Origin of the sequence: Streptomyces sp. NPDC053493 (assembly GCF_044544825.1) — a bacterium.
Taxonomy (GTDB): Bacteria; Actinomycetota; Actinomycetes; order Streptomycetales; family Streptomycetaceae; genus Streptomyces.
Genome location: NZ_JBITXS010000006.1, coordinates 341,036 through 361,539, shown reverse-complemented (window position 1 = coordinate 361,539; position 20,504 = coordinate 341,036). Strand labels below are relative to the sequence as shown.

The window sequence follows — 20,504 nt, the reverse complement described above, 5'->3', positions numbered from 1 at the left end:
GTTCTTACTTCTCCTCGGTACGGGCGGTGGCGGGGGCGGCGGACTCGTTGCCGCCGAGCAGCAGGTAGAGGACGGCCATGCGGATGGAGACGCCGTTGGCGACCTGCTCGACGACCGTGCAGCGGTCGGAGTCGGCGACCTCGGCGGTGATCTCCATGCCGCGGACCATGGGGCCGGGGTGCATGACGATGGCGTGCTCGGGCATCTTCGCCATCCGGTGGCCGTCGAGCCCGTAGCGGCGCGAGTACTCGCGCTCGGTCGGGAAGAAGGCGGCGTTCATCCGCTCGCGCTGCACACGCAGCATCATCACCGCGTCGGACTTCGGCAGCACGCTGTCGAGGTCGTAGGAGACCTCGCAGGGCCAGTGCTCGACGCCGACGGGGACGAGGGTGGGCGGGGCCACCAGGGTGACCTCGGCGCCGAGGGTGTGCAGCAGGTCGACGTTGGAGCGGGCGACCCGGCTGTGCAGCACGTCGCCGACGAGCGTGATGCGCTTGCCGGCGAGGTCCTTGCCGAGGCCGGCGTCCCGGCCGACCAGGCGGCGGCGCATGGTGAAGGCGTCGAGCAGGGCCTGGGTGGGGTGCTGGTGGGTGCCGTCGCCGGCGTTGATGACCGGGGCGTCGATCCAGCCGGAGGTGGCGAGCCGGTACGGGGCGCCGGAGGCGCTGTGCCGGATGACGACGGCGTCGACGCCCATCGCCTCCAGGGTCTGGGCGGTGTCCTTCAGGGACTCGCCCTTGGAGACGCTGGAGCCCTTGGCCGCGAAGTTGATCACGTCGGCGGACAGGCGCTTCTCGGCCGCCTCGAAGGAGATCCGGGTCCGCGTGGAGTCCTCGAAGAACAGGTTGCAGACGGTGCGCCCGCGCAGGGTCGGGAGCTTCTTGATGGGCCGGTCGGCCACCCGGGCCATCTCCTCGGCGGTGTCGAGGATCAGGACGGCGTCGTCGCGGGTGAGGTCGGCGGCCGAGATGAGGTGACGCATCATCGGGTTTTCTCTCCGTGGTGGGGAGGACGAGGGCATGCGGGTGCGCAGGGATGTGCCCCGGACCCGTCGGGGAGTGCCGGTCCGGCTAGGAGGCGGGCTTGCCGCCGAGCAGCACGGTGTCGCGACCGTCCTCCTCGGCGAGCTGGACCTTGACCGTCTCCCGCAGCGACGTGGGGAGGTTCTTGCCGACGTAGTCGGCGCGGATGGGCAGCTCGCGGTGGCCGCGGTCGACGAGGACGGCGAGCTGGACGGCGCGCGGGCGGCCGATGTCGCCGAGGGCGTCGAGCGCGGCGCGGATGGTGCGGCCGGAGAAGAGCACGTCGTCGACGAGGACGACGAGGCGGCCGTCGACGCCGTCACCGGGGATCTCGGTGCGGCCGATGGCGCGGGCCGGCTTCAGGCGCAGGTCGTCCCGGTACATCGTGATGTCGAGGGAGCCGACCGGGATCTTGCCGCCGGTGATCGATTCGAGCTTCTCGGCGAGCCGGCGGGCGAGGTAGACACCGCGGGTCGGGATGCCGAGGAGGACCACGTCGTCGGCGCCCTTGGCGCGCTCGACGATCTCGTGGGCGATGCGGGTCAGGACCCGCGCGATGTCGGGGGCCTCGAGAACGGGCCTCGCCTCATCGGTGTACTGCTGTGCGTCCATGTGAAAGGACCTCCTTCTCCGCCTCACGGGACGGTTCTTAAAGGACGTCGGAATTGCGCCGTCCACCTTACCAGGGGCGGACGTGTGCCCAGCTCACCACCCGCCCGCCACTCCGGGCCCCGTCCCTCGGGAGAGGGCGGTATGGACCATTCGGCTTGACGGGAGAGTGTCACGCTGCGTAACCTCACAGTGAGTTACCAGCCGCGCGGCGCAGCCGCAGTCGTCACAGCGTCCGGGAGCGTTATGTCCAGCGAATACGCAAAGCAGCTCGGGGCCAAACTCCGTGCGATCCGCACCCAGCAGGGCCTTTCCCTCCACGGGGTGGAGGAGAAGTCCCAGGGCCGCTGGAAGGCGGTCGTGGTCGGCTCCTACGAGCGTGGCGACCGCGCGGTGACCGTGCAGCGTCTCGCCGAGCTGGCGGACTTCTACGGGGTCCCGGTGCAGGAGCTGCTGCCGGGCACCACGCCGGGCGGGGCCGCCGAGCCGCCGCCGAAGCTGGTCCTGGACCTGGAGCGCCTGGCCCACGTCCCCGCGGAGAAGGCCGGCCCCCTCCAGCGCTACGCGGCGACCATCCAGTCGCAGCGCGGCGACTACAACGGCAAGGTGCTGTCGATCCGCCAGGACGACCTGCGCACCCTCGCCGTCATCTACGACCAGTCCCCCTCGGTCCTCACCGAGCAGCTGATCAGCTGGGGCGTCCTCGACGCGGACGCGCGCCGCGCGGTCGCCCACGAGGAGAGCTGACCTTACGCTCCACCCGCAGAAACGTGCCGCCGGGCCCCGTGAGTCGCCGACTCACGGGGCCCGGCGCGTTTTTCTCCTCTCCCGTGGGCGCGAGCGCACCCGCCTGGCCGTTCCTGCTGGGCCGTACGTCGAAGGGGCCCGCAGCACGTCATGTGCTGCGGGCCCCTTCGACTGCCGGGACGGCGGGACGGACTAGACGTCCGCGTCCCGGCGCAGGCGCGGCTTCAGGTCCTTGAAGCGCGCCAGCAGACCGTTGACGAAGGTCGGCGACTCGTCCGTGGAGAACTCCTTGGCGAGCTGCACCGCCTCGTCGATCGCCACCGCGTCCGGCGTGCCGTCCTCCCAGATCAGCTCGTACGCGCCGAGGCGCACGATGTTCCGGTCGGCGACGGGCATCCGGTCGAGGTCCCAGTCCACCGCGTAGGTCGCGATGAGCTCGTCGATCCGGGCGACGTGATCCGCGTAGCCCTCGACCAGCTGCATGGTGAATTCGTTGACCGGCGGCTGGCGCTCGTCCGACCGCGCGATCCGGACCTGGTCCGCGAGGACCTCCTGCACCGAGGTGCCACGCTGGTCGGCCTCGAACAGGATCTGGAAGGCCCGCCTGCGGGCCTTGCTCCGGGCGGCCACGGTTAGTCGTTCACCCGGCCGAGGTAGGCGCTGTTGCGCGTGTCGACCTTGACCTTCTCACCGGTGGTGACGAAGAGCGGGACCTGGATCTCGTGGCCGGTCTCCAGGGTGGCGGGCTTGGTGCCACCGGTGGAGCGGTCGCCCTGGACGCCCGGGTCGGTGTGCTGGATGACCAGCTCGACGGCGGCCGGGAGCTCGACGTAGAGCACCTCGCCCTCGTGGCGCGCGACGGTGGCCTCGAAGCCCTCGATGAGGAAGTTGGCGGCGTCGCCGACGGCCTTCTTGTCGACGTGCAGCTGGTCGTAGGTCTCCATGTCCATGAAGACGAAGTACTCGCCGTCCATGTAGGAGAACTGCATGTCGCGGCGGTCGATGGTGGCCGTGTCGACCTTCACACCGGCGTTGAAGGTCTTGTCGACGACCTTGCCGGACAGCACGTTCTTGAGCTTGGTGCGCACGAAGGCCGGGCCCTTGCCGGGCTTGACGTGCTGGAACTCGACGACGGACCAGAGCTGGCCGCCTTCGAGCTTGAGCACCATGCCGTTCTTGAGGTCGTTCGTGGAAGCCACGGTTGCGGAATCTCCTGGACTGACGTGGACCAAAAGGCATGGCGCGCGCTACAGCGCGAGCAGCTCCTTGGTCGTGATGGTGAGTAGCTCGGGTCCGCCGTCCGCCTCCTGGCGTACGACGAGCGTGTCATCGATCCGGACCCCGCCCCGGCCCGGGAGGTGGACCCCCGGTTCGACGGTGACCGGCACACAAGCGTCCAGTTTACCCATGGCCGCGGGTGCGAGCTGCGGGTCCTCGTCGATTTCCAGGCCCACGCCGTGCCCGGTGAGGGCGGTGACGGCACCGGCGTGGCCCGCCGCGGCGAGGATCTGCCGGGCGGCGCGGTCGACGTCCCGGTACGCGGCGCCGGGGGTCAGCGCCTCGCGGCCGGCCCGCTGAGCGGCGAAGACGAGATCGTACAGCTCGATCTGCCAGTCGGCGGGCGTGGTCCCGATGACGAAGGTGCGGCCGATCTCGCAGCGGTAGCCGCGGTAGGTGGCGCCCAGGCAGACGGACAGGAAGTCGCCCTCCTCCACCCGCCGGTCGGTGGGCCGGTGCCCGGGGCGGCCCGAATGAGGTCCGGTGGCGACGGAGGTGGGGAAGGCGGGGCCGTCGGCGCCGTGGTCGACGAGCCGGCGCTCCAGCTCCAGGGCGAGGTGCCGCTCGGTCCTGCCGACCAGGATCGACTCCAGGAGTTCGCCGAGGGCCTGGTCGGCGATCTCCGCGGCGATCCGCAGACAGGCGATCTCGTCCTCGTCCTTGACGATCCGCAGCTGCTCGACGGCCGTGGACAGATCGACGAGCCGCAGCTCGGGCGCCACGGCGCCCATGGCACGGTGCCGGGCGACGGTCAGGTGGTGCTCCTCGACGGAGAGCGCGTCCGCGCCGGCCTTGCGGGCGACGCCGACGGCCGCGACCGCGGGATCGCCGTCCCCGGCCGGCAGCACCTGCTGGCGCAGCCGCTCGTCGAGCCGCCCGTCGGCCGGATCACCGCCCGGCGCGGTCGGGCACAGCAGGACGTCCTCGTCGGGACCGAGCAGCAGCACGGCGCCGGCCGGCGAACCGCCCGTGAGATAGCGGACGTTGGCGGGGCGGGAGACCAGGGCCGCCGGGCTGCCCGCGGCCGCGCACCGGTCCCGCAGCCGCACCCGACGTTCCGCGTACACCTCAGACATGTTCCGAGCCTACGAGCGCCCGCCCGCCCCGGCCTGTTGTGCGCCGCCGACCGGGCGCAGCCCGGCCATGATCCGCCGGAGACGACCGGCGCGACTCCCGAGCGGGCCTGCCGGGCGTCGCGGGCCGGTCGGGACTCTCCGGACCCGGTCTACGCGGGCGGCTGGCCGGAGATCGCGCGGGCGAGGACGTCGTCCAGGACGCGGGCGGTGGTCTCGACGTCGTACGTGGAGTTGTCGATGATCGGCAGCCCGGAGCCGTACCAGCCGGCCATCCGGCCGTGGATCGCGGCGACCTCCTCGTCGGCGAGGCGCCGGTTGCCGCTGCGCTCGGCGTTGCGCTCCAGGACGACGTCGAGGCCGGGCAGCAGCACGACGGGGAGCAGGCCGGGCCCGACGTGGCGCTTCCAGCCGCCGAGGCCGACGACGGGCCAGTCGGGGAAGACGGCGTCGTCGAGGATGCAGGAGATGCCGTTGGCGAGGAAGTTGCGGGCGGCGAAGCCGCAGGTGCGGCGGGCCAGCCGGTACTGGGCCTCGGAGTTCTCGTTCCAGCCCGACTGGGGATCGGCGAAGCCGGAGCAGACCCACTCGCGGACGTCGTCGAGGCTGATGTGGGCGGTCGGGACGGGACGGCGGGTGGCCCAGTGGCGGGCCACGGTCGTCTTGCCGGCCCCGGCGGGGCCGATGAGCAGCACGGCGAGGGTGGCGGCGCCGGTGCCGGTGACCGCGGGCGGCATGGTGATGTGCCCGGTGACGGAGCCGCCGCCCCAGCCGGGCGGCGGGCCCTGCGGAGGACCCTGGGGTATGCCCTGGTGCGGGGCCTGGGCCATGGGCTGCGGTGCGTGCGGTGCCTGGGGCGCTTGCGGCGCGGGCGCGGCGTGCGGCGGGGCCTGCGGCGCGTGGGCGGGCGGCTGCGCCGGCCCGGGCCGGCCTTGAGAACCGGGAGGACCGGGAGGGCCGGCCGGCACCGGCGGCGCCGGGTAGGGGCGGTGGGCGGGCGCGGGCGGCACGGGCGGCTGCGCGCCTCCCGCCCATCCGCTGCTGCCTGCGGGTTCCTGCGGTCGCGGCGGCAACGGAGCCCCCATCCCGTGCTGCATCCGGTGCCCCACTCCGTCCCCTGCCGGCGTTCCTTGCGTCGTTGCCGGAACGTTACCGCCCCCGGCTTCCCCAGGGGAAACGGCCGGGGGCGGATCGACGTGCCCGGTGCGCCGCGAACGGTGTCCGTGGACGGTGTCGCGGACGGTCGGCCGGCTAGTCGGCCAGTTCCTCCGCGAGCGCGCGCAGGGCCAGCCGGTAGGAGCCGATGCCGAAACCGGCGACGGTCCCGGTGGCCACGGCGGCCACCACCGAGGTGTGCCGGAACTCCTCCCGTGCGTACGGGTTCGAGATGTGCACCTCGATCAGCGGCGCGGTGCGCTGGGCGGCCGCGTCGCGCATCCCGTACGAGTAGTGGGTGAAGGCGCCGGGGTTGAGGACGACCGGCAGGGAGCCGTCGGCGGCCTCGTGCAGCCAGCGGATCATCTCGCCCTCGTCGTTGGTCTCGCGCACGTCGACGTCGAAACCCAGTTCCTCGCCCAGGCTGCGGCAGGACTCCACCAGGCCCTTGTAGGAGGTGGCGCCGTAGATGTCGGGCTCGCGGGAGCCGAGCCGGCCGAGGTTCGGGCCGTTCAGCACGAGGACGCGGCGCGCTCCGGTCACGCGGACACCTCGCCGTACGCCGCGATCAGGACGGCCGGATCGGGGCCCTCCAGGACGGTGGGCTTGCCGAGACCGTCGAGGACGATGAAGCGCAGCAGGTCGCCGCGGGACTTCTTGTCGACCTTCATGGTCTCCAGCAGCTTGGGCCACTGGTCGCCGCGGTAGGTGAGCGGCAGTCCGACCGACTCCAGGACGGCGCGGTGCCGGTCGGCGGTCGCGTCGTCCAGGCGGCCGGCCAGCCGGCCGAGCTCGGCGGCGAAGACCATGCCGACCGAGACCGCGGCGCCGTGGCGCCACTTGTACCGCTCGTTCTTCTCGATGGCGTGGGCGAGCGTGTGCCCGTAGTTGAGGATCTCGCGGCGGCCGGCCTCCTTGAGGTCACCGGAGACGACCTCGGCCTTCACCTTGATCGACCGCTCGATCAGCTCCGCGGTGTGCGGCCCGGCCGGGGTGCGGGCGGCCTCGGGGTCGGCCTCGATCAGCTCGAGGATGACCGGGTCGGCGATGAAGCCGGCCTTGATGATCTCGGCGAGCCCGCTGACGTAGTCGTGCACCGGCAGCGAGTCGAGCGCGGCCAGGTCGCACAGCACACCGGCGGGCGGGTGGAAGGCGCCGACGAGGTTCTTGCCCTCGGCGGTGTTGATGCCCGTCTTGCCGCCGACGGCCGCGTCCACCATGGCGAGCACCGTGGTCGGCACGGCGATCCAGCGCACGCCCCGCAGCCAGGTCGCGGCGACGAAGCCGGCCAGGTCGGTGGTGGCACCGCCGCCGACGCCGACGATCACGTCGCTGCGGGTGAAGCCGGTCTGGCCGAGCGCCTTCCAGCAGTAGGCGGCGACCTCGGCGGTCTTGGCCTCCTCGGCGTTGGGCACCTGGATGGCGACGGCCTCGAAGCCCTGGTCCGCCAGGTCGGCGCGCAGCGCCTCACCGGTCTCGGCGAGCGCCTCGGGGTGGATCACGGCGACCCGCTTGGCGCCGGCGCCGATCAGCGAGGGGAGCTCGCCGAGCAGCTGCCGGCCGACCAGTACCTCGTACGGGTCGGTGCCCGCGGAGCCGCCGACCTCGATACGGGTCACTTCCTGGTCCGTCATGTCTCCTTCTTCAGGTCCAGGGCGTCGACGATCGCGTCGGCGACCTCTTCGGGCGTGCGCTCGTCGGTCTCGACGACGGCGCTCGCGACTTCTTCGTACAGATGACGGCGCGCGTCCATCAGCTCGCGCCACTGGCGGCGCGGGTTGACGGCGAGCAGCGGCCGGGCGGCGCCGAGACCGACACGGCGCACCGCCGCCTCGACGTCCATGGAGAGGTACGCGACGGGCAGCGGGCCCAGCAGGGCGCGGGTGCCCGGGTCGAGCACCGCGCCGCCGCCGAGCGCGAGGACACCCTCGTGCTCGGCGACGGCCTTGCGCACGGCCTCGCGCTCCAGGGCGCGGAAGTGGTCCTCGCCGTCCTCGACGAAGATGTCCGAGATCTCGCGTCCCTCGGCGGCGACGATGTCCGCGTCGGTGTCCCGGTAGACGGCGCCGAGCCGTTCGGCGAGCAGCGCGCCCACCGTGGACTTGCCGGAGCCCATGGGGCCGACGAGGACGACCAGCGGACCGCCGGTCACCGGATGTGCAGGTTGTCGAGGTACGAGCGGACGTTGCGCCGCGTCTCCGGCACGCTGTCGCCGCCGAACTTCTCCAGGACGGCGTCCGCCAGCACCAGGGCCACCATCGCCTCGGCGACGATGCCGGCGGCCGGGACCGCGCACACGTCGGAGCGCTGGTGGTGGGCCGCGGCGACCTCGCCGGTGGCGACGTCGACGGTCGCGAGGGCCCGCGGGACGGTCGCGATCGGCTTCATCGCGGCGCGGACGCGCAGCAGCTCACCGGTGGTCAGACCGCCCTCGGTGCCACCGGCCCGGCCGGTGCTGCGGGTGATGCCGTCGGGACCCTTGACGATCTCGTCGTGGGCCTGCGAGCCGGGCACGCGGGCGAGCTCGAAGCCGTCGCCGACCTCGACGCCCTTGATGGCCTGGATGCCCATGAGCGCGGCGGCGAGCCGGGCGTCGAGGCGCCGGTCCCAGTGCACGTGCGAGCCGAGGCCGACGGGAACGCCGTACGCGAGGACCTCCACGACACCGCCGAGGGTGTCGCCGTCCTTGTGGGCCTGGTCGATCTCGGCGACCATCGCCTTCGACGCGTCGGCGTCGAGGCAGCGCACCGGGTCGGCGTCGAGCTTCTCGACGTCGGCCGGGGTCGGGTAGACGCCGTACGGGGCCTTGGCGGCGGCCAGCTCCACGACGTGCGACACGATCTCGATGCCGGCCGCCTCCTTCAGGAAGGAGCGGGCCACGGCGCCGAGCGCGACGCGGGCGGCGGTCTCCCGGGCGCTGGCGCGCTCCAGGATCGGCCGGGCCTCGTCGAAGCCGTACTTCTGCATGCCGGCCAGGTCGGCGTGGCCGGGACGCGGGCGGGTCAGCGGCGCGTTGCGCGCGGAGCCCTCGAGCTCGGCCGGGTCGACCGGATCGGCCGACATGACCTTGTCCCACTTGGGCCACTCGGTGTTGCCGACCATCACGGCGACCGGCGAACCGAGCGAGAGGCCGTGGCGGACGCCGCCGAGGAAGGTGACCTCGTCCTGCTCGAACTTCATGCGGGCACCGCGTCCATAGCCGAGGCGCCGCCGCGCGAGATGGTCCGCCACCAGCTCCGTGGTGACCGGAACGCCGGCCGGAAGTCCCTCAAGGGTTGCAACCAGCGCGGGTCCGTGGGACTCCCCCGCCGTCAGCCAACGCAACCTGCTCAACGATGCTCCTCATGCTCGCGCCTGGGCACTGCGACGGCACGACCTGGGTGCGCGGCCCGGGCCCGCCTTCCCCGATCCTCCCACGTCCGGGCGGCCGATCGATCGCCGGTCCACGAGTCGGGACGCATGTCTCAGCTGTCGAGTGGGTTTTCCGCCGTGTCCGCCGCGCCCGCCGCTTCCGCCGTGGTCGCGGAATCGCCCCGCCGCTCGCGCCACCAGCCCCACACCGTCAGGCCGACGAGCGCGCTGCCGAGCACCATCGCCGGGTACCGGATCCAGTCAGGCCCGTCCATCAGGACGAACCTGAGCAAGCCGCGCAGCAGATACCCGAGATCGAACACGACGTCCCATTTCGACGCGAGCAGCACGCCGTCCCCCACCCTGATCCCTTCCCGTCCCCCACCGTGATCTCTTCCGGTCCTCCGACCCGCTCGGCGCGTCCACCGTGTCCGCCGCGCCCGACGCCGCTCAGCGCGCGGCGAGCGCCGCCTCTCCCGCCGCGCGCATCGCGGCCAGCGGGCCGGGCGCCCGGCCGGTCATCTGCTCGACCTGAAGCACCGCCTGGTGCACCAGCAGGTCGAGACCGCCCACCACCTTGCCGCCACGGGCGGACCAGGCGGCGGCGAGCCGGGTGGGCCAGGGGTCGTACAGGACATCGAAGAGGGTGCCGGGCGCGTCGGGAACGGCCGCCGCCAGGGCGTCCGTGGTCCCGGCCGGAGTCGTGGCGATCACCAGCGGCGCCGCGAAGGCCTCCGCCGCCGCCTCCCATCCGGCGGTCCGCACGTCGACGCCCAGCCGCTCGCCCCAGCCCCGCATCTCCTCGGCCCGCGCCTCACTGCGGACGTAGGCGGTGACCGGGCCCGAGCAGATCCGGGCCAGCGCGGCGAGCGCCGAGGACGCGGTGGCCCCGGCGCCGAGCACGGCGGCGGAGTCGACCTTCTCCACGCCCCGCTCGCGCAGCGCCGCGACCATCCCGGGAATGTCGGTGTTGTCGCCGACCCGACGGCCGTCCCCGGTGAGGACGACCGTGTTGACGGCCTCGACCGAGGCCGCGGTGTCCGTGACCTCGTCGAGCAGCGGAATGATCGCCCGCTTGAGCGGCATCGTGAGCGACAGACCCGCCCACGACGCGTCCAACTCGCTGACGAAACCGGGCAACGCGGCCTCGTCGATCTCGAACCGGTCGTACGACCAGTCGTCGAGCCCGAGCTCCCGGTACGCGGCGCGGTGCAGCACCGGCGAGAGGGAGTGGGCGATGGGCGATCCCAGGACCGCCGCACGGCGTGCTGCCGTCATCAGTTCTTCCTCGACTTGTTGAACTTCTCGACGAGCTTCTGGTGCTCCGCGTTCGTCTTCGTGAACTGGGAGGTCTTGCCGTCGAGCGAGATGAAGTAGTACCAGCCGTCGCTCGTCGGGTTGACCACACCCTGCATCGCCTCGGCGCCGGGGTTGCCGATCGGACCGGGCGGCAGGCCCTTCACGAAGTACGTGTTGTACGGGTTGTCGTACTTCCGCAGCTCTTCGAGGGAGAGGTCGAGCTTGCTCTGGTTCTTGATGTAGTTGTACGTGGAGTCGAACTCGAGCCCACCGTAGGTCTGCGGGTTCGACGGCTTGAGGCGGTTGAAGACGACCTCGGCCATCTTGCGGAAGTCGTCGTGCGAGGTGCCCTCCGCCTGGACCAGGCTGCCGATGGTGACGAGCTCCCAGGGACCGTCGACGCCGAGCTGCTTCGCCCTGGCCTCCAGGTCGAGCTTGCCGTACTCCTGGTTCGCGCGGCTGACCATCTTGCGCAGTGCGTCCTCGGGCTTGCTGCCCTTGGCCACCGGATAGCTGGCCGGGAAGAGGAAGCCCTCCAGCGGATCCTTGACGTCCTTGTGGTTCTTCGCCCAGTCCGGCAGACCGAGCTCGTTCGCCTTGGCCTTGGCGATGCCCTGCGTCGTACCGGGCTCGAGGTCGAGCCGTTTGTCGATCTGCTCGTAGACCCAGACGTTGCGGCGGCCCTCGGGGATGACGAAATTGCTCTGGCTCGCCGGGTCGAGCATCATCGCCACCGCGCTCGCCGCCGACATCTCCTTGTGCAGCGTGTAGACGCCCGCCTGGATCGACAGACCCTTCGGGTTCTTCTGCTGCGCGGAGACGAAGGCGTCGACGCTCTTGACGACGCCCGCCTTCTTCAGGATGTTGCCGATCTCGTAGCCGCCCGCGGCCTTCGGGATCTCGACCTGGATCTCGCCGCTGCCCTCGCCCGCGTAGTCCGGTGCCGCGCCGAACTGGCCCTGCCAGAACTTGTAGCCGAAGTAGCCGATGCCGCCGACGCCGCCCACGAGGACGGCGGCGACGACCAGGCAGGCCATGCCGTTCTTGGCCTTGCGGCCCTTGTTCTTCTTCCCGCCGCGGCGGTCACGGCCGGAGCGGGAGCCCCGGCCGCCGGCCGGCTCGTCGTCGTAGTCGTCGTACGCGTCGTCGCGGTCGTCCTCGCGGCGGTCGTCGGCGCCGGTGAAGAAGGGGTGATCCTCCTCCTGCGGCTCGGGCCGCGCCTCCGGCTCCGGCTCCCACTCGTGCGCCGGCTGCGGCGGCACCTGCCGCCGACCGGGCGGCTGCGGCGGCGGGTAGGCCTCGGGCGTGCCGTAGAGGTCGGGCTGCTGGCCACCGTAGGGATCGGCGGGAGGGGCGTTGTACGGCATCGCCGCCTGGCCCGTCTCCCAGTTCCCGTCGTACTGCTGTGCGGCATACCCGGGCGTGTCGTACCCGCCCGGGTGCCCGTACTGCTGTTCCCCGTACGCCTGCGAAGGCTGCTGCGGGTGCTGCTGCGCCTGCTCCGGGTACTGCTGCTGGTACATGCCGTCGGCATAGGCCTGACCGTACGGATCCTGCTGCCCGTACTGCCCCTGCTGCGGGTACTGCTGCTGACCTTCCCACCCCTGGTCCCCGTACAAGGGGTCCGTGGGGTGCCACGGTTCGGAGCCGGGGCTCCGGCCATACTCAGTCATCGATCCCCAAACAGCCGCGAGGCTTCCGGACGTTCCGCCTCTACGTAGTGCGGCAGCTGTTCGAACACCGCCGCATCGCGCGGAACGTTACCGTATCGCGATCAGTTGACATCTCTACCTCCGCACCGATAGTCGGAGAAATCTCCCGCGGTCACCCGCTTGGCTTCCTGCTTCATCGCCGGCTGCCCCGTCCGGGATTGCTCCCGTCGAGGTCTGACACCGGCTCCACAGGCCGTCACCGCCAGCCCGGCGGCCAAGAGGTTCTTCGCTCCGTTCTCGTCCCGGTCATGAGTCGCGGCACAGCCGGGACAGGTCCAGCGGCGGACGTCGAGCGGCAGCTCCGCCAGCACGACGGCCGTAGCAGCGCCACTTGTATTCCAGCATGGAGCGCAGCTCCGACCAGGCGGCATCGGAGATCGAACGCGCCAGCGATCTGTTCTTGAGCATTCCGCGAACGTTGAGATCCTCGATCACGATCGTTTGGTTCTCACGAACGAGTCGAGTCGTCAGCTCGTGCAGGTAGTCTCGGCGCCGGTCGGCGATCTTGGCGTGAACCCTCGCGACCTCACGCCGGGCCTTGTCACGGTTCCGTGACCCGGGCTGCTTCCGCGCCAGCTGCCGCTGAGCGCGTGCGAGGCGCTTCCTGTCGCGTCGCTCGTGCCGAGGATTGGCGACTTTCTCTCCCGCGGAGAGCGTCGCCAGCGACGTCAGCCCCATGTCGAGGGCAACTGCGGGGCCGGCGGCCGGCGGCAACGGCCGGACCCTCGGGTCCTCCACGGGGAAGTATTCGGCGGTCGCGCGGGACTTCTTCCGGGATTTGAAGCGCGGGTGTCGCGCTCGCCCTTCCCAGAAGTTCACGAAGGCCCCTTGCAAATGCCTCAGTGCCTGCTGCAAAGGCACCGAGGACACCTCGCTCAGGTAGGCGAGATCCTCCGCCTTCTTCCACGCGGTGAGCATCGCCGAGGTCTGCACGTAATTGACGCGTTCACGCCTCAGACGCCATGCCTCGGCGCGAGCCTGAAGAGCGAGGTTGTAGACCTTCCGCACGCAGCCGAATGTGCGGGACAGCTCGGCCGCCTGCGCATCGGTCGGATAGAAACGGAACTTGAAGGCCCGTCTCACATGCCTGCTCTTCACGGCCCACACGCTAGTGCCGTCGTCGCTGAGCCACGGAGCGCAACGAAAAGGTCAGATAATCACTTCGACGCCCTCGCCGGGCGGATTACCTGATACCCGTTCGGACTCAAGAGCGTTCTGCAGGATGATCACAGCGGCGGCCTGGTCGATGACGGACCGCCCCTTCTTCGACTTCACGCCCGAGGCCCGCAGGCCCTGGGTCGCCGTGACCGTCGTCATGCGTTCGTCGACCAGGCGGACCGGGACCGGGGCGATGCCCTTGGCCATTTCGCGGGCGAAGGCGCGGACCTTGGTCGCGGCCGGGCCCTCACGGCCGCTGAGGGAGCGGGGCAGGCCCACGACGACCTCGATCGGCTCGTACTCCTCGACGATCTGGCGCAACCGCCGGTGGGCCGCCGGGACGTCGCGTCCCGGGACGGTTTCCACCGGCGTGGCCAGGACCCCGTCGGGGTCGCAGGAGGCGACCCCGATCCGGGCGTCGCCGACGTCGACCGCGATACGGCGGCCTCGACGCATCGTCACTGTGCCTCCTCGTGAGCTGCTCCGCTCGCGCGGCGCGCGGGTGCGGCCAGGGCCGCGCGAGCGTCGCTCACGCGTTCTCCAGCACCAGGCGCTCGACGGCCTCGATGGCCTCGCCGACGGCCTGCGGGTTCTGGCCGCCGCCCTGGGCGACGTCCGGCTTGCCGCCACCGCCGCCGCCGAGGGTCTTGGCGGCCGTGCGGACCAGGTCGCCGGCCTTGAGGCCGCGCTCGCGGGCGGCCTCGTTGGTGGCGATGACCGTGAGCGGCTTGCCGCCGACCGTGGTGAACAGGGCGACGACGGCCGGGCGGTCGGACGGGATGCGGCCGCGGACGTCGAGGACCAGCTTGCGCAGGTCGTCGGCGCCGGTGCCGTCCGGGACCTGGCCGGTGACCAGGGCGACGCCGCGGATGTCGCGGGCGGAGTCGACCAGGCCGGCGGCGGCCTGCAGGACCTTCTCCGCGCGGAACTTCTCGATCTCCTTCTCGGCGTCCTTCAGCTTGCCGAGCATGGCGGAGACCTTCTCCGGCAGCTCCTCCGGGCGGCCCTTGACCAGCTCCTGGAGCTGGGCGACGACCGTGTGCTCGCGGGCGAGGAAGTTGTACGCGTCGACGCCGACCAGGGCCTCGATGCGGCGCACGCCGGAGCCGATGGAGGACTCGCCGAGCAGCTTCACCAGGCCGAGCTGGGCGGTGTTGTGCACGTGCGTGCCGCCGCAGAGCTCCTTGGAGAAGTCGCCGATGGTGACGACGCGGACCTTCTCGCCGTACTTCTCGCCGAACTCGGCGATGGCGCCCTGGCGCTTGGCCTCGTCGATCGGCATGACCTCGGCGTGGACCTCCAGCTCGCGGGCGAGGACCTCGTTGATCTTCTGCTCGACGTCGTTGAGGACGGTGCCGGGGACGGCGTTCGGCGAGCCGAAGTCGAAGCGGAAGCGGCCGGGCTGGTTCTCCGAGCCGGCCTGGGCGGCGGTCGGGCCGAGGGCGTCGCGCAGCGCCTGGTGGGTGAGGTGGGTGGCGCTGTGGGCGCGGGCGATGGCCCGGCGGCGGCGCACGTCGATGGCGGCGTAGGCGGTGGCGCCGACGGTGACCTCGCCGACCTGCACCGAGCCCTTGTGCACGGAGACGCCGGGGACCGGCTGCTGCACGTCGCGGACCTCGATGACGGCGCCGGAGTGCAGCTTGATGCGGCCCTGGTCGGCGATCTGGCCGCCGCCCTCGGCGTAGAAGGGCGTGCGGTCGAGGACGACCTCGACCTCGTCGCCCTCGGAGGCGGCGGGCGAGGGGACGCCGTTGACGAGCAGGCCGACGACGGTGGTCTCGCCCTCGGTGTTGGTGTAGCCGGTGAACTCGGTGGCGCCGGCGGTGTCGGCGATCTCGCGGTACGAGGTGACGTCGGCGTGGCCGGTCTTCTTGGCCTGGGCGTCGGCCTTGGCGCGCTCCCGCTGCTCCTTCATCAGGCGGCGGAAGCCGTCCTCGTCCACGGAGAGGCCCTGCTCGGCGGCCATCTCGAGGGTGAGGTCGATCGGGAAGCCCCAGGTGTCGTGGAGCAGGAAGGCCTTGTCGCCGGAGAGGACGGTGCCGCCGGCGGCCTTGGTCTCGGTGACGGCGGTGTCGAGGATGTTGGTGCCGCCCTTGAGGGCCTTGAGGAACGCGGCCTCCTCGGCGAGGGCGACGCTCTCGATGCGCTTGCGGTCGGTCTCGAGCTCCGGGTACTGCTCGCCCATCGTCTTGATGACGGTGTCGACGAGCTCGCCGACGACCGGGCCGGTGGCGCCGAGCAGGCGCATGTTGCGGACGGCGCGGCGCATGATGCGGCGCAGGACGTAGCCGCGGCCCTCGTTGCCGGGGGTGACGCCGTCGCCGATGAGCATCACGGAGGTGCGCATGTGGTCGGCGACCACGCGGAGCGAGACGTCCGAGTCGTGGGCCTTGCCGTAGGCGACACCGGTGAGCTCGGTGGCCTTGTCGATGACGACCTTGAGGGTGTCGGTCTCGTACATGTTCTGCACGCCCTGGAGGATCATCGCGAGGCGCTCGAGGCCGAGGCCGGTGTCGATGTTCTTGGACGGCAGGTCGCCGAGGATCTCGAAGTCCTCCTTGCCGATGCCCTGGCCCCGCTCGTACTGCATGAAGACGAGGTTCCAGATCTCGACGTAGCGCTCGTCGTTGACGGCCGGGCCGCCCTCGACGCCGAACTCGGGGCCGCGGTCGTAGTTGATCTCGGAGCAGGGACCGCAGGGTCCGGGGACGCCCATGGACCAGAAGTTGTCCTTCTTGCCCAGGCGCTGGATGCGCTCGGCGGGGACGCCGACGACGTCGCGCCAGATGGCCTCGGCCTCGTCGTCGTCCTGGTAGACGGTGATCCAGAGCTTCTCCGGCTCGAGCCCGTAGCCGCCGTGCTCGACCGGGGTGGTCAGCAGCTCCCAGGCGAGCTTGATGGCGCCTTCCTTGAAGTAGTCGCCGAAGGAGAAGTTGCCGCACATCTGGAAGAACGTGCCGTGGCGGGTGGTCTTGCCGACCTCTTCGATGTCGGGCGTGCGCACGCACTTCTGCACGCTGGAGGCGCGCGTGAAGGGCGGCTTGACCTCGCCCAGGAAGTAGGGCTTGAAGGGCACCATGCCGGCGGGGACGAGCAGCAGAGTCGGGTCGTCCGCGATGAGCGACGCCGAAGGGACGACGGTGTGCCCGCGCTCCTCGAAGAAGCTCAGCCAGCGGCGGCGGATTTCAGCCGACTCCATCAGTGGTCCTCATTCCGGTTGTACGAGATCGAATACGTGGTCTTGCCTGGGGTGGTGCGCGGTCCGAGGGCGTTGCCGCGGCGCGGTGCCGGCAGTTCGCGGCCGGCTTCCGCGGGCGGCGGGGCGTCCAGGCCCAGGGCCTCGCCGAGTTCGGCCTCCCGCTGGAGCATGTTGGCCCGGACGTCGAGGGCGAAGTCCTTGAGCCGGTGGCCGGTCTCGACCGCCTTGTTCGCCGCCTGGGCGGCGAGGCTCTCGGGCGTGAGCTGCTTGAGCTTGCGGTTGACCTTGGTGGTGGCCCACACGCCGGCGGCGGCGCCCGCGGTGAACCAGAACGTGCGGCGGAACATGCGGCTCAGCCCTTCTGCTTCCGGCGGCGCGCGAACGGCACGGTGCGACCGACGACGACGGTACGCGGGTCGGGCGCGGGCGGCGTGTCCGGCCGGCCCCGGCCGCCCAGCGCCCTGCGCACCCCGTAGCCGAAGGCGGCGACCTTGACGAGCGGGCCGCCGAAGGTGGAGGCGACGGTGGTGGACAGCGCGGAGGCGTTGGAGGTGACTTCCTGGACGTCCGAGGCGATGGCGTCGACCCGGTCGAGCTGGGTCTGCGCGGAGCGCACGGTCCGGGAGGCGTCGGCGAGCAGCGGGACGGCCTGTTCGGTCACGTCCGCCACGAGTTTGGTGGTCGCCTTGAGCGTCTGCGCCAGTCTCACCAGCACCACGGCGAGGAAGGAGACGAGGATCGCCCAGAACACGGCCACCAGGATCCCGGCAACCTCACCACCGGTCACTCTGCACCGCTCTCTGCTGTCGTCGCTGTCGTCGGGTCCCGGTCGGTCGTCGGACCCGTGTGTATCGGTCCTCCGACCCTATCGCGCCAGAGGTCTTCCGCTGTACCGCATTACGGTCCGTGGCAGGGCGGCGGCGACGGGCCGATTGTACGGAGTGCGCGCGGGTGAGTACGCTCCGTGTGCCATGCGACGGAGCAATCTTCCTGCGGAGCTGAACCGGTTCGTGGGCAGGGCCGCCGAACAGGACCGACTGGCGCTTCTCCTCGACGAGTTCCGGCTGGTGACGGTCGGCGGTGTGGGCGGTGTGGGCAAGACGAGGCTCGCGCTGCGGGTCGCTGCGGCGGTGCAGAAACGCTACGCCGACGGCGTGCGGCTGGCGGAGCTGGCGCCCTTGCGCGATCCGGAGCTGGTGGCCCACGCGCTGGTCGAGGCGCTCGGCCTGACCGACCACACGCTGCGCGGGCCGCGCGAGGTGCTCCTGGAGCATCTGGCGGACTCGCGGCTGCTGCTGGTGGTGGACGGTTTCGAGCACCTGGTGGAGGAGTGCGCCGGGCTGGTGCGGGAGTTGCTGCGGGGCTGCCCGGGACTGACGGTGCTCGCGGCCGGCCGGCGCCCGTTGCGGGTGGACGGCGAGGCGGTGCTGTCCCTGGCGCCGATGGAGGAGGGCGACGCGGCGGCGCTGCTGGCCGGGCGGGCCGCGGAGGCGGGCGCGGGCGCCGTGGGCGACGCCGGGGCGCTGCGGGAGCTGTGCCGGCGGCTGGACGGGATTCCGCTGGCGCTGGAGCTGGCGGCGGCGCGGCTGCCGGTGCTGACGGTGGAGCAGATGCTGCAGCGGCTGGACGACCGGTTCCGGCTGCTCGACCGCGGGCGGCGCGGCGCGCTGCCCCGGCATCAGACGCTGCGGACGGCGATCGGCTGGAGCCATGAGCTGTGCACGCCGGAGGAGCGGCTGCTGTGGGCGCGTCTTTCGGTGTTCGCCGGTCCGTTCGACCTGGAGGCGGTGGAGTACGTGTGCGCGGGCCGCGAGCTGCCCGCGGAGCGGGTGGTCGACGTGCTCGGTGAGCTGCTGTCGCAGTCGCTGGTGTTCCGTGAGGAGACGGCGGCGGGCCCGCGTTACCGGATGCTGGACACGGTCGGGGCGTACGGGGCGGAGTGGCTGGCGGCGCTGGGCGACACGGAGCGGATGCGCCGCCGGCACCGGGACTGGTACATGGGTCTGGCCACCTGGTGCGAGCTGGAGTGGTTCGGTCCGCGGCAGGCGGAGGTGGCGGCGTGCACGGACGTGGCGCTGCCGAATCTGCGGGCGGCGCTCGAGCTGTGCCTGGAGTCGGCGCGGGACGCCTCGCTCGCGCAGCATCTGGCGGGCACGCTGTGGTTCTACTGGGCCGGCTGCGGGCGGCTGTCGGAGGGCCGGCACTGGCTCGGCCGTGCGCTGGACGGCTCGGGCCCGCCGGCGGCCGCCGCGCACGGTGACGCGCGGCTGAAGGCGTTGTGGGTGCTGGGGTATGTGGCGATCCTGCAGGGCGACCCGACGGCCGCGGTGGCGGCGCTGCACGAGTGCGGGGAGCGGGCGCGGGCCACGGGGAACGCGGTGGCCGAGGCGTACGCGACGCACCGGATGGGCTGTCTCGCGCTGCTGTCGGACGACATGCCGCGCGCGGAGGAGCTGATCGGCCGGGCGCTGGAGTCGTATCGCGAGCTGGGCGAGCTGAACAGCAACGTGCTGATGGGCCAGGTCGAGCTGGCGCTCGCGCGGGCCTTCCAGGGTGATCTGGAGGGGGCGGTGGCGCTGTGCGCGGAGGTACGGGAGATCTGCGAGGAGCGCGGTGAGCGCTGGACCCGGGCGTACGCGCTCTACGTCCTGGCGTTCGCGGCGCTGACCGACGGCGATCACGTCTCGGCGCGGGAGCTGCTCACCGAGTGCGTCACGATCAACCACACCTTCCACGACCTGGTGGGTCTGGTCCTCGCGCTGGAGCTGCTGGCGCTGGTGACGGCGACCGAGGGCGACGCGGCGGAGGCGGCGGTGCTGCAGGGCGCGGCGATGCCGGTGTGGGACTCGGTGGGTATGCCGCTGTTCGGCTCGGCGCATTTCAACGGGCCGCGCGCGCTGTGCGCGGGGAAGGCGACCGAGGCGCTGGGCGGCGAGGGCTACGGCGCCTGGTACCGGGAGGGCCAGGGTCTGTCGCTGGACGCGGCGGTGGACCGGGCGCTGGCCGAGCGCCGGTCTCGGGGCGGCGGTGGCGGGTGCGGCGGGGCGGCGGCGCCGCGGCCGTTCCGTACCGGCCGGGCACCGGTCCCGAAGACGCGGAAGCCCGCCGGCTCCCCCACCACGGCGGGCGGGGAAGCGGCGGGCTGAACACCGCGGGGGTGAGTACTGCGGCCTGCTGGGATCAGCGGGCGTAGTACTCGACGACCAGCTGCTCGTCGCAGATGACCGGGATCTCCTTGCGGTTCGGGTCGCGGTCGAGGCGGAAGGCCAGGGCCTTCAGGTTGACCTGCAGGTAGCGCGGGGTCTCACCGTCGGCGGCGAAGCCACCCTCGCGGGCGACCTGGAACAGGGCCTTCTCGCGGGAGCGCTCGCGGACCATCACGACGTCGTCGGGACGGACGCGGAACGACGGCTTGTCGACCTTCTGGCCGTTGACCTGGATGTGGCCGTGGACGACCATCTGACGGGCCTGGTAGATGGTGCGGGCGATGCCCGAACGCAGAACCAGGGCGTCGAGGCGGCGCTCGAGCTCGACGACCAGCGCCTCGCCCGTCTTGCCCTCGGCCTTCTTGGCGCGGTCGTAGGCGCGCGCCATCTGGCGCTCGCTGATGTCGTACTGGGCGCGCAGACGCTGCTTCTCGAGCAGACGGACCTTGTAGTCCGAGTTCTGCTTGCGGCCACGGCCGTGCTCGCCCGGCGGGTAGGGGCGGGCCTCGAAGTACTTGACGGCCTTCGGCGTCAGCGCGATACCGAGCGCACGGGACTTCTTGACCTTGGGACGCGACTGGTTCGGCATGAACCAACCTCTCTACTGTTCGAATACGGCTTCACCAGGGTTAGGGAGGTCGCAATCCGCAGCCGGGAAACCCGTCGGGTCCGTGGAGGACCTGCCGGGCAGCCGC

20 protein-coding genes and 1 pseudogene are annotated in these 20,504 nt (G+C 71.8%); 2 read left to right on the top strand and 19 right to left on the bottom strand.

All coding sequences use genetic code 11. The annotated features are described in order from the left end of the window. Positions 1-4 precede the first annotated feature (4 nt). Together ACIGO8_RS20255 and pyrR are read right to left on the bottom strand one after the other, a co-directional pair. On the bottom strand, positions 5-985 hold the full coding sequence (locus ACIGO8_RS20255; protein WP_399732160.1) for an aspartate carbamoyltransferase catalytic subunit: 981 nt from the start codon (positions 983-985) through the stop codon (positions 5-7). Positions 986-1,070: 85 nt separating this feature from the next. Continuing rightward, a complete protein-coding gene (gene pyrR / locus ACIGO8_RS20250; protein WP_399732157.1) occupies positions 1,071-1,634 on the bottom strand; it encodes a bifunctional pyr operon transcriptional regulator/uracil phosphoribosyltransferase PyrR in 564 nt (187 codons plus the stop codon). A gap of 243 nt (positions 1,635-1,877) precedes the next feature. On the opposite strand from pyrR, the gene bldD reads away from it, so the two are divergent. Continuing rightward, entirely contained in the window at positions 1,878-2,378 is a 501-nt protein-coding gene (bldD, locus tag ACIGO8_RS20245; RefSeq protein WP_030607052.1) for a transcriptional regulator BldD, read from the top strand. 192 nt (positions 2,379-2,570) lie between these two features. Here bldD and nusB read toward each other — a convergent pair whose 3' ends face one another. The 16 genes and pseudogenes from nusB to ACIGO8_RS20165 all read right to left on the bottom strand — a co-directional run bounded on the left by nusB (position 2,571) and on the right by ACIGO8_RS20165 (position 17,390). Continuing rightward, entirely contained in the window at positions 2,571-3,008 is a 438-nt protein-coding gene (gene nusB / locus ACIGO8_RS20240; protein WP_399732154.1) for a transcription antitermination factor NusB, read from the bottom strand. A 2-nt stretch (positions 3,009-3,010) separates the two neighbouring features. Continuing rightward, the gene (gene efp, locus ACIGO8_RS20235) at positions 3,011-3,577 is read right to left on the bottom strand and encodes an elongation factor P (RefSeq protein WP_399732152.1); all 567 of its coding nucleotides are present in this window, start codon (positions 3,575-3,577) and stop codon (positions 3,011-3,013) included. A 48-nt stretch (positions 3,578-3,625) separates the two neighbouring features. Next, positions 3,626-4,732 carry an aminopeptidase P family protein gene (locus ACIGO8_RS20230; protein ID WP_399732150.1) on the bottom strand — a complete coding sequence of 369 codons (1,107 nt, stop codon included), beginning with the start codon at positions 4,730-4,732 and terminating at the stop codon, positions 3,626-3,628. Positions 4,733-4,881: 149 nt separating this feature from the next. Next, positions 4,882-5,826, bottom strand: a complete 945-nt coding sequence (locus tag ACIGO8_RS20225; RefSeq protein ID WP_399732147.1) for an AAA family ATPase — start codon at positions 5,824-5,826, stop codon at positions 4,882-4,884. Positions 5,827-5,980: 154 nt separating this feature from the next. After that, complete coding sequence (gene aroQ, locus ACIGO8_RS20220; protein WP_399732144.1) at positions 5,981-6,427, bottom strand: type II 3-dehydroquinate dehydratase; 447 nt, start codon at positions 6,425-6,427, stop codon at positions 5,981-5,983. Beyond that, the gene (gene aroB, locus ACIGO8_RS20215) at positions 6,424-7,518 is read right to left on the bottom strand and encodes a 3-dehydroquinate synthase (RefSeq protein WP_399732141.1); all 1,095 of its coding nucleotides are present in this window, start codon (positions 7,516-7,518) and stop codon (positions 6,424-6,426) included. Before aroB ends, aroQ begins: the two co-directional genes overlap by 4 nt. Further along, positions 7,515-8,036 (bottom strand): shikimate kinase, encoded by a 522-nt coding sequence (locus ACIGO8_RS20210; protein WP_399732138.1) that lies wholly within the window; start codon positions 8,034-8,036, stop codon positions 7,515-7,517. The genes aroB and ACIGO8_RS20210 overlap by 4 nt, the downstream gene beginning before the upstream one ends. Beyond that, entirely contained in the window at positions 8,033-9,217 is a 1,185-nt protein-coding gene (aroC, locus tag ACIGO8_RS20205) for a chorismate synthase (protein WP_399732136.1), read from the bottom strand. The genes ACIGO8_RS20210 and aroC overlap by 4 nt, the downstream gene beginning before the upstream one ends. A gap of 131 nt (positions 9,218-9,348) precedes the next feature. Next, positions 9,349-9,585, bottom strand: coding sequence for a hypothetical protein (locus ACIGO8_RS20200; protein ID WP_399732133.1), 237 nt, complete (start codon positions 9,583-9,585; stop codon positions 9,349-9,351). Positions 9,586-9,685: 100 nt separating this feature from the next. Continuing rightward, positions 9,686-10,513 carry a shikimate dehydrogenase gene (locus tag ACIGO8_RS20195; protein ID WP_399732131.1) on the bottom strand — a complete coding sequence of 276 codons (828 nt, stop codon included), beginning with the start codon at positions 10,511-10,513 and terminating at the stop codon, positions 9,686-9,688. Continuing rightward, a complete protein-coding gene (mltG, locus tag ACIGO8_RS20190; RefSeq protein ID WP_399732129.1) occupies positions 10,513-12,207 on the bottom strand; it encodes an endolytic transglycosylase MltG in 1,695 nt (564 codons plus the stop codon). Before mltG ends, ACIGO8_RS20195 begins: the two co-directional genes overlap by 1 nt. A gap of 101 nt (positions 12,208-12,308) precedes the next feature. Beyond that, a pseudogene (locus ACIGO8_RS20185) lies at positions 12,309-13,344 on the bottom strand (RNA-guided endonuclease TnpB family protein). 51 nt (positions 13,345-13,395) lie between these two features. Beyond that, positions 13,396-13,860 carry a Holliday junction resolvase RuvX gene (ruvX, locus tag ACIGO8_RS20180; protein WP_399732446.1) on the bottom strand — a complete coding sequence of 155 codons (465 nt, stop codon included), beginning with the start codon at positions 13,858-13,860 and terminating at the stop codon, positions 13,396-13,398. Between the two features lie 73 nt (positions 13,861-13,933). Continuing rightward, positions 13,934-16,603: an alanine--tRNA ligase gene (alaS, locus tag ACIGO8_RS20175; protein ID WP_399732126.1), complete on the bottom strand. Its 2,670-nt coding sequence runs from the start codon at positions 16,601-16,603 to the stop codon at positions 13,934-13,936. Continuing rightward, complete coding sequence (locus ACIGO8_RS20170; protein WP_399732123.1) at positions 16,603-16,950, bottom strand: hypothetical protein; 348 nt, start codon at positions 16,948-16,950, stop codon at positions 16,603-16,605. The genes alaS and ACIGO8_RS20170 overlap by 1 nt, the downstream gene beginning before the upstream one ends. Positions 16,951-16,955: 5 nt before the next feature. Next, on the bottom strand, positions 16,956-17,390 hold the full coding sequence (locus ACIGO8_RS20165; protein WP_399732120.1) for a DUF948 domain-containing protein: 435 nt from the start codon (positions 17,388-17,390) through the stop codon (positions 16,956-16,958). Positions 17,391-17,574: 184 nt separating this feature from the next. On the opposite strand from ACIGO8_RS20165, the gene ACIGO8_RS20160 reads away from it, so the two are divergent. After that, positions 17,575-19,749 (top strand): ATP-binding protein, encoded by a 2,175-nt coding sequence (locus ACIGO8_RS20160; RefSeq protein WP_399732118.1) that lies wholly within the window; start codon positions 17,575-17,577, stop codon positions 19,747-19,749. A gap of 34 nt (positions 19,750-19,783) precedes the next feature. Here ACIGO8_RS20160 and rpsD read toward each other — a convergent pair whose 3' ends face one another. Further along, positions 19,784-20,398: a 30S ribosomal protein S4 gene (rpsD, locus tag ACIGO8_RS20155; RefSeq protein ID WP_399732115.1), complete on the bottom strand. Its 615-nt coding sequence runs from the start codon at positions 20,396-20,398 to the stop codon at positions 19,784-19,786. Positions 20,399-20,504 lie beyond the last annotated feature (106 nt).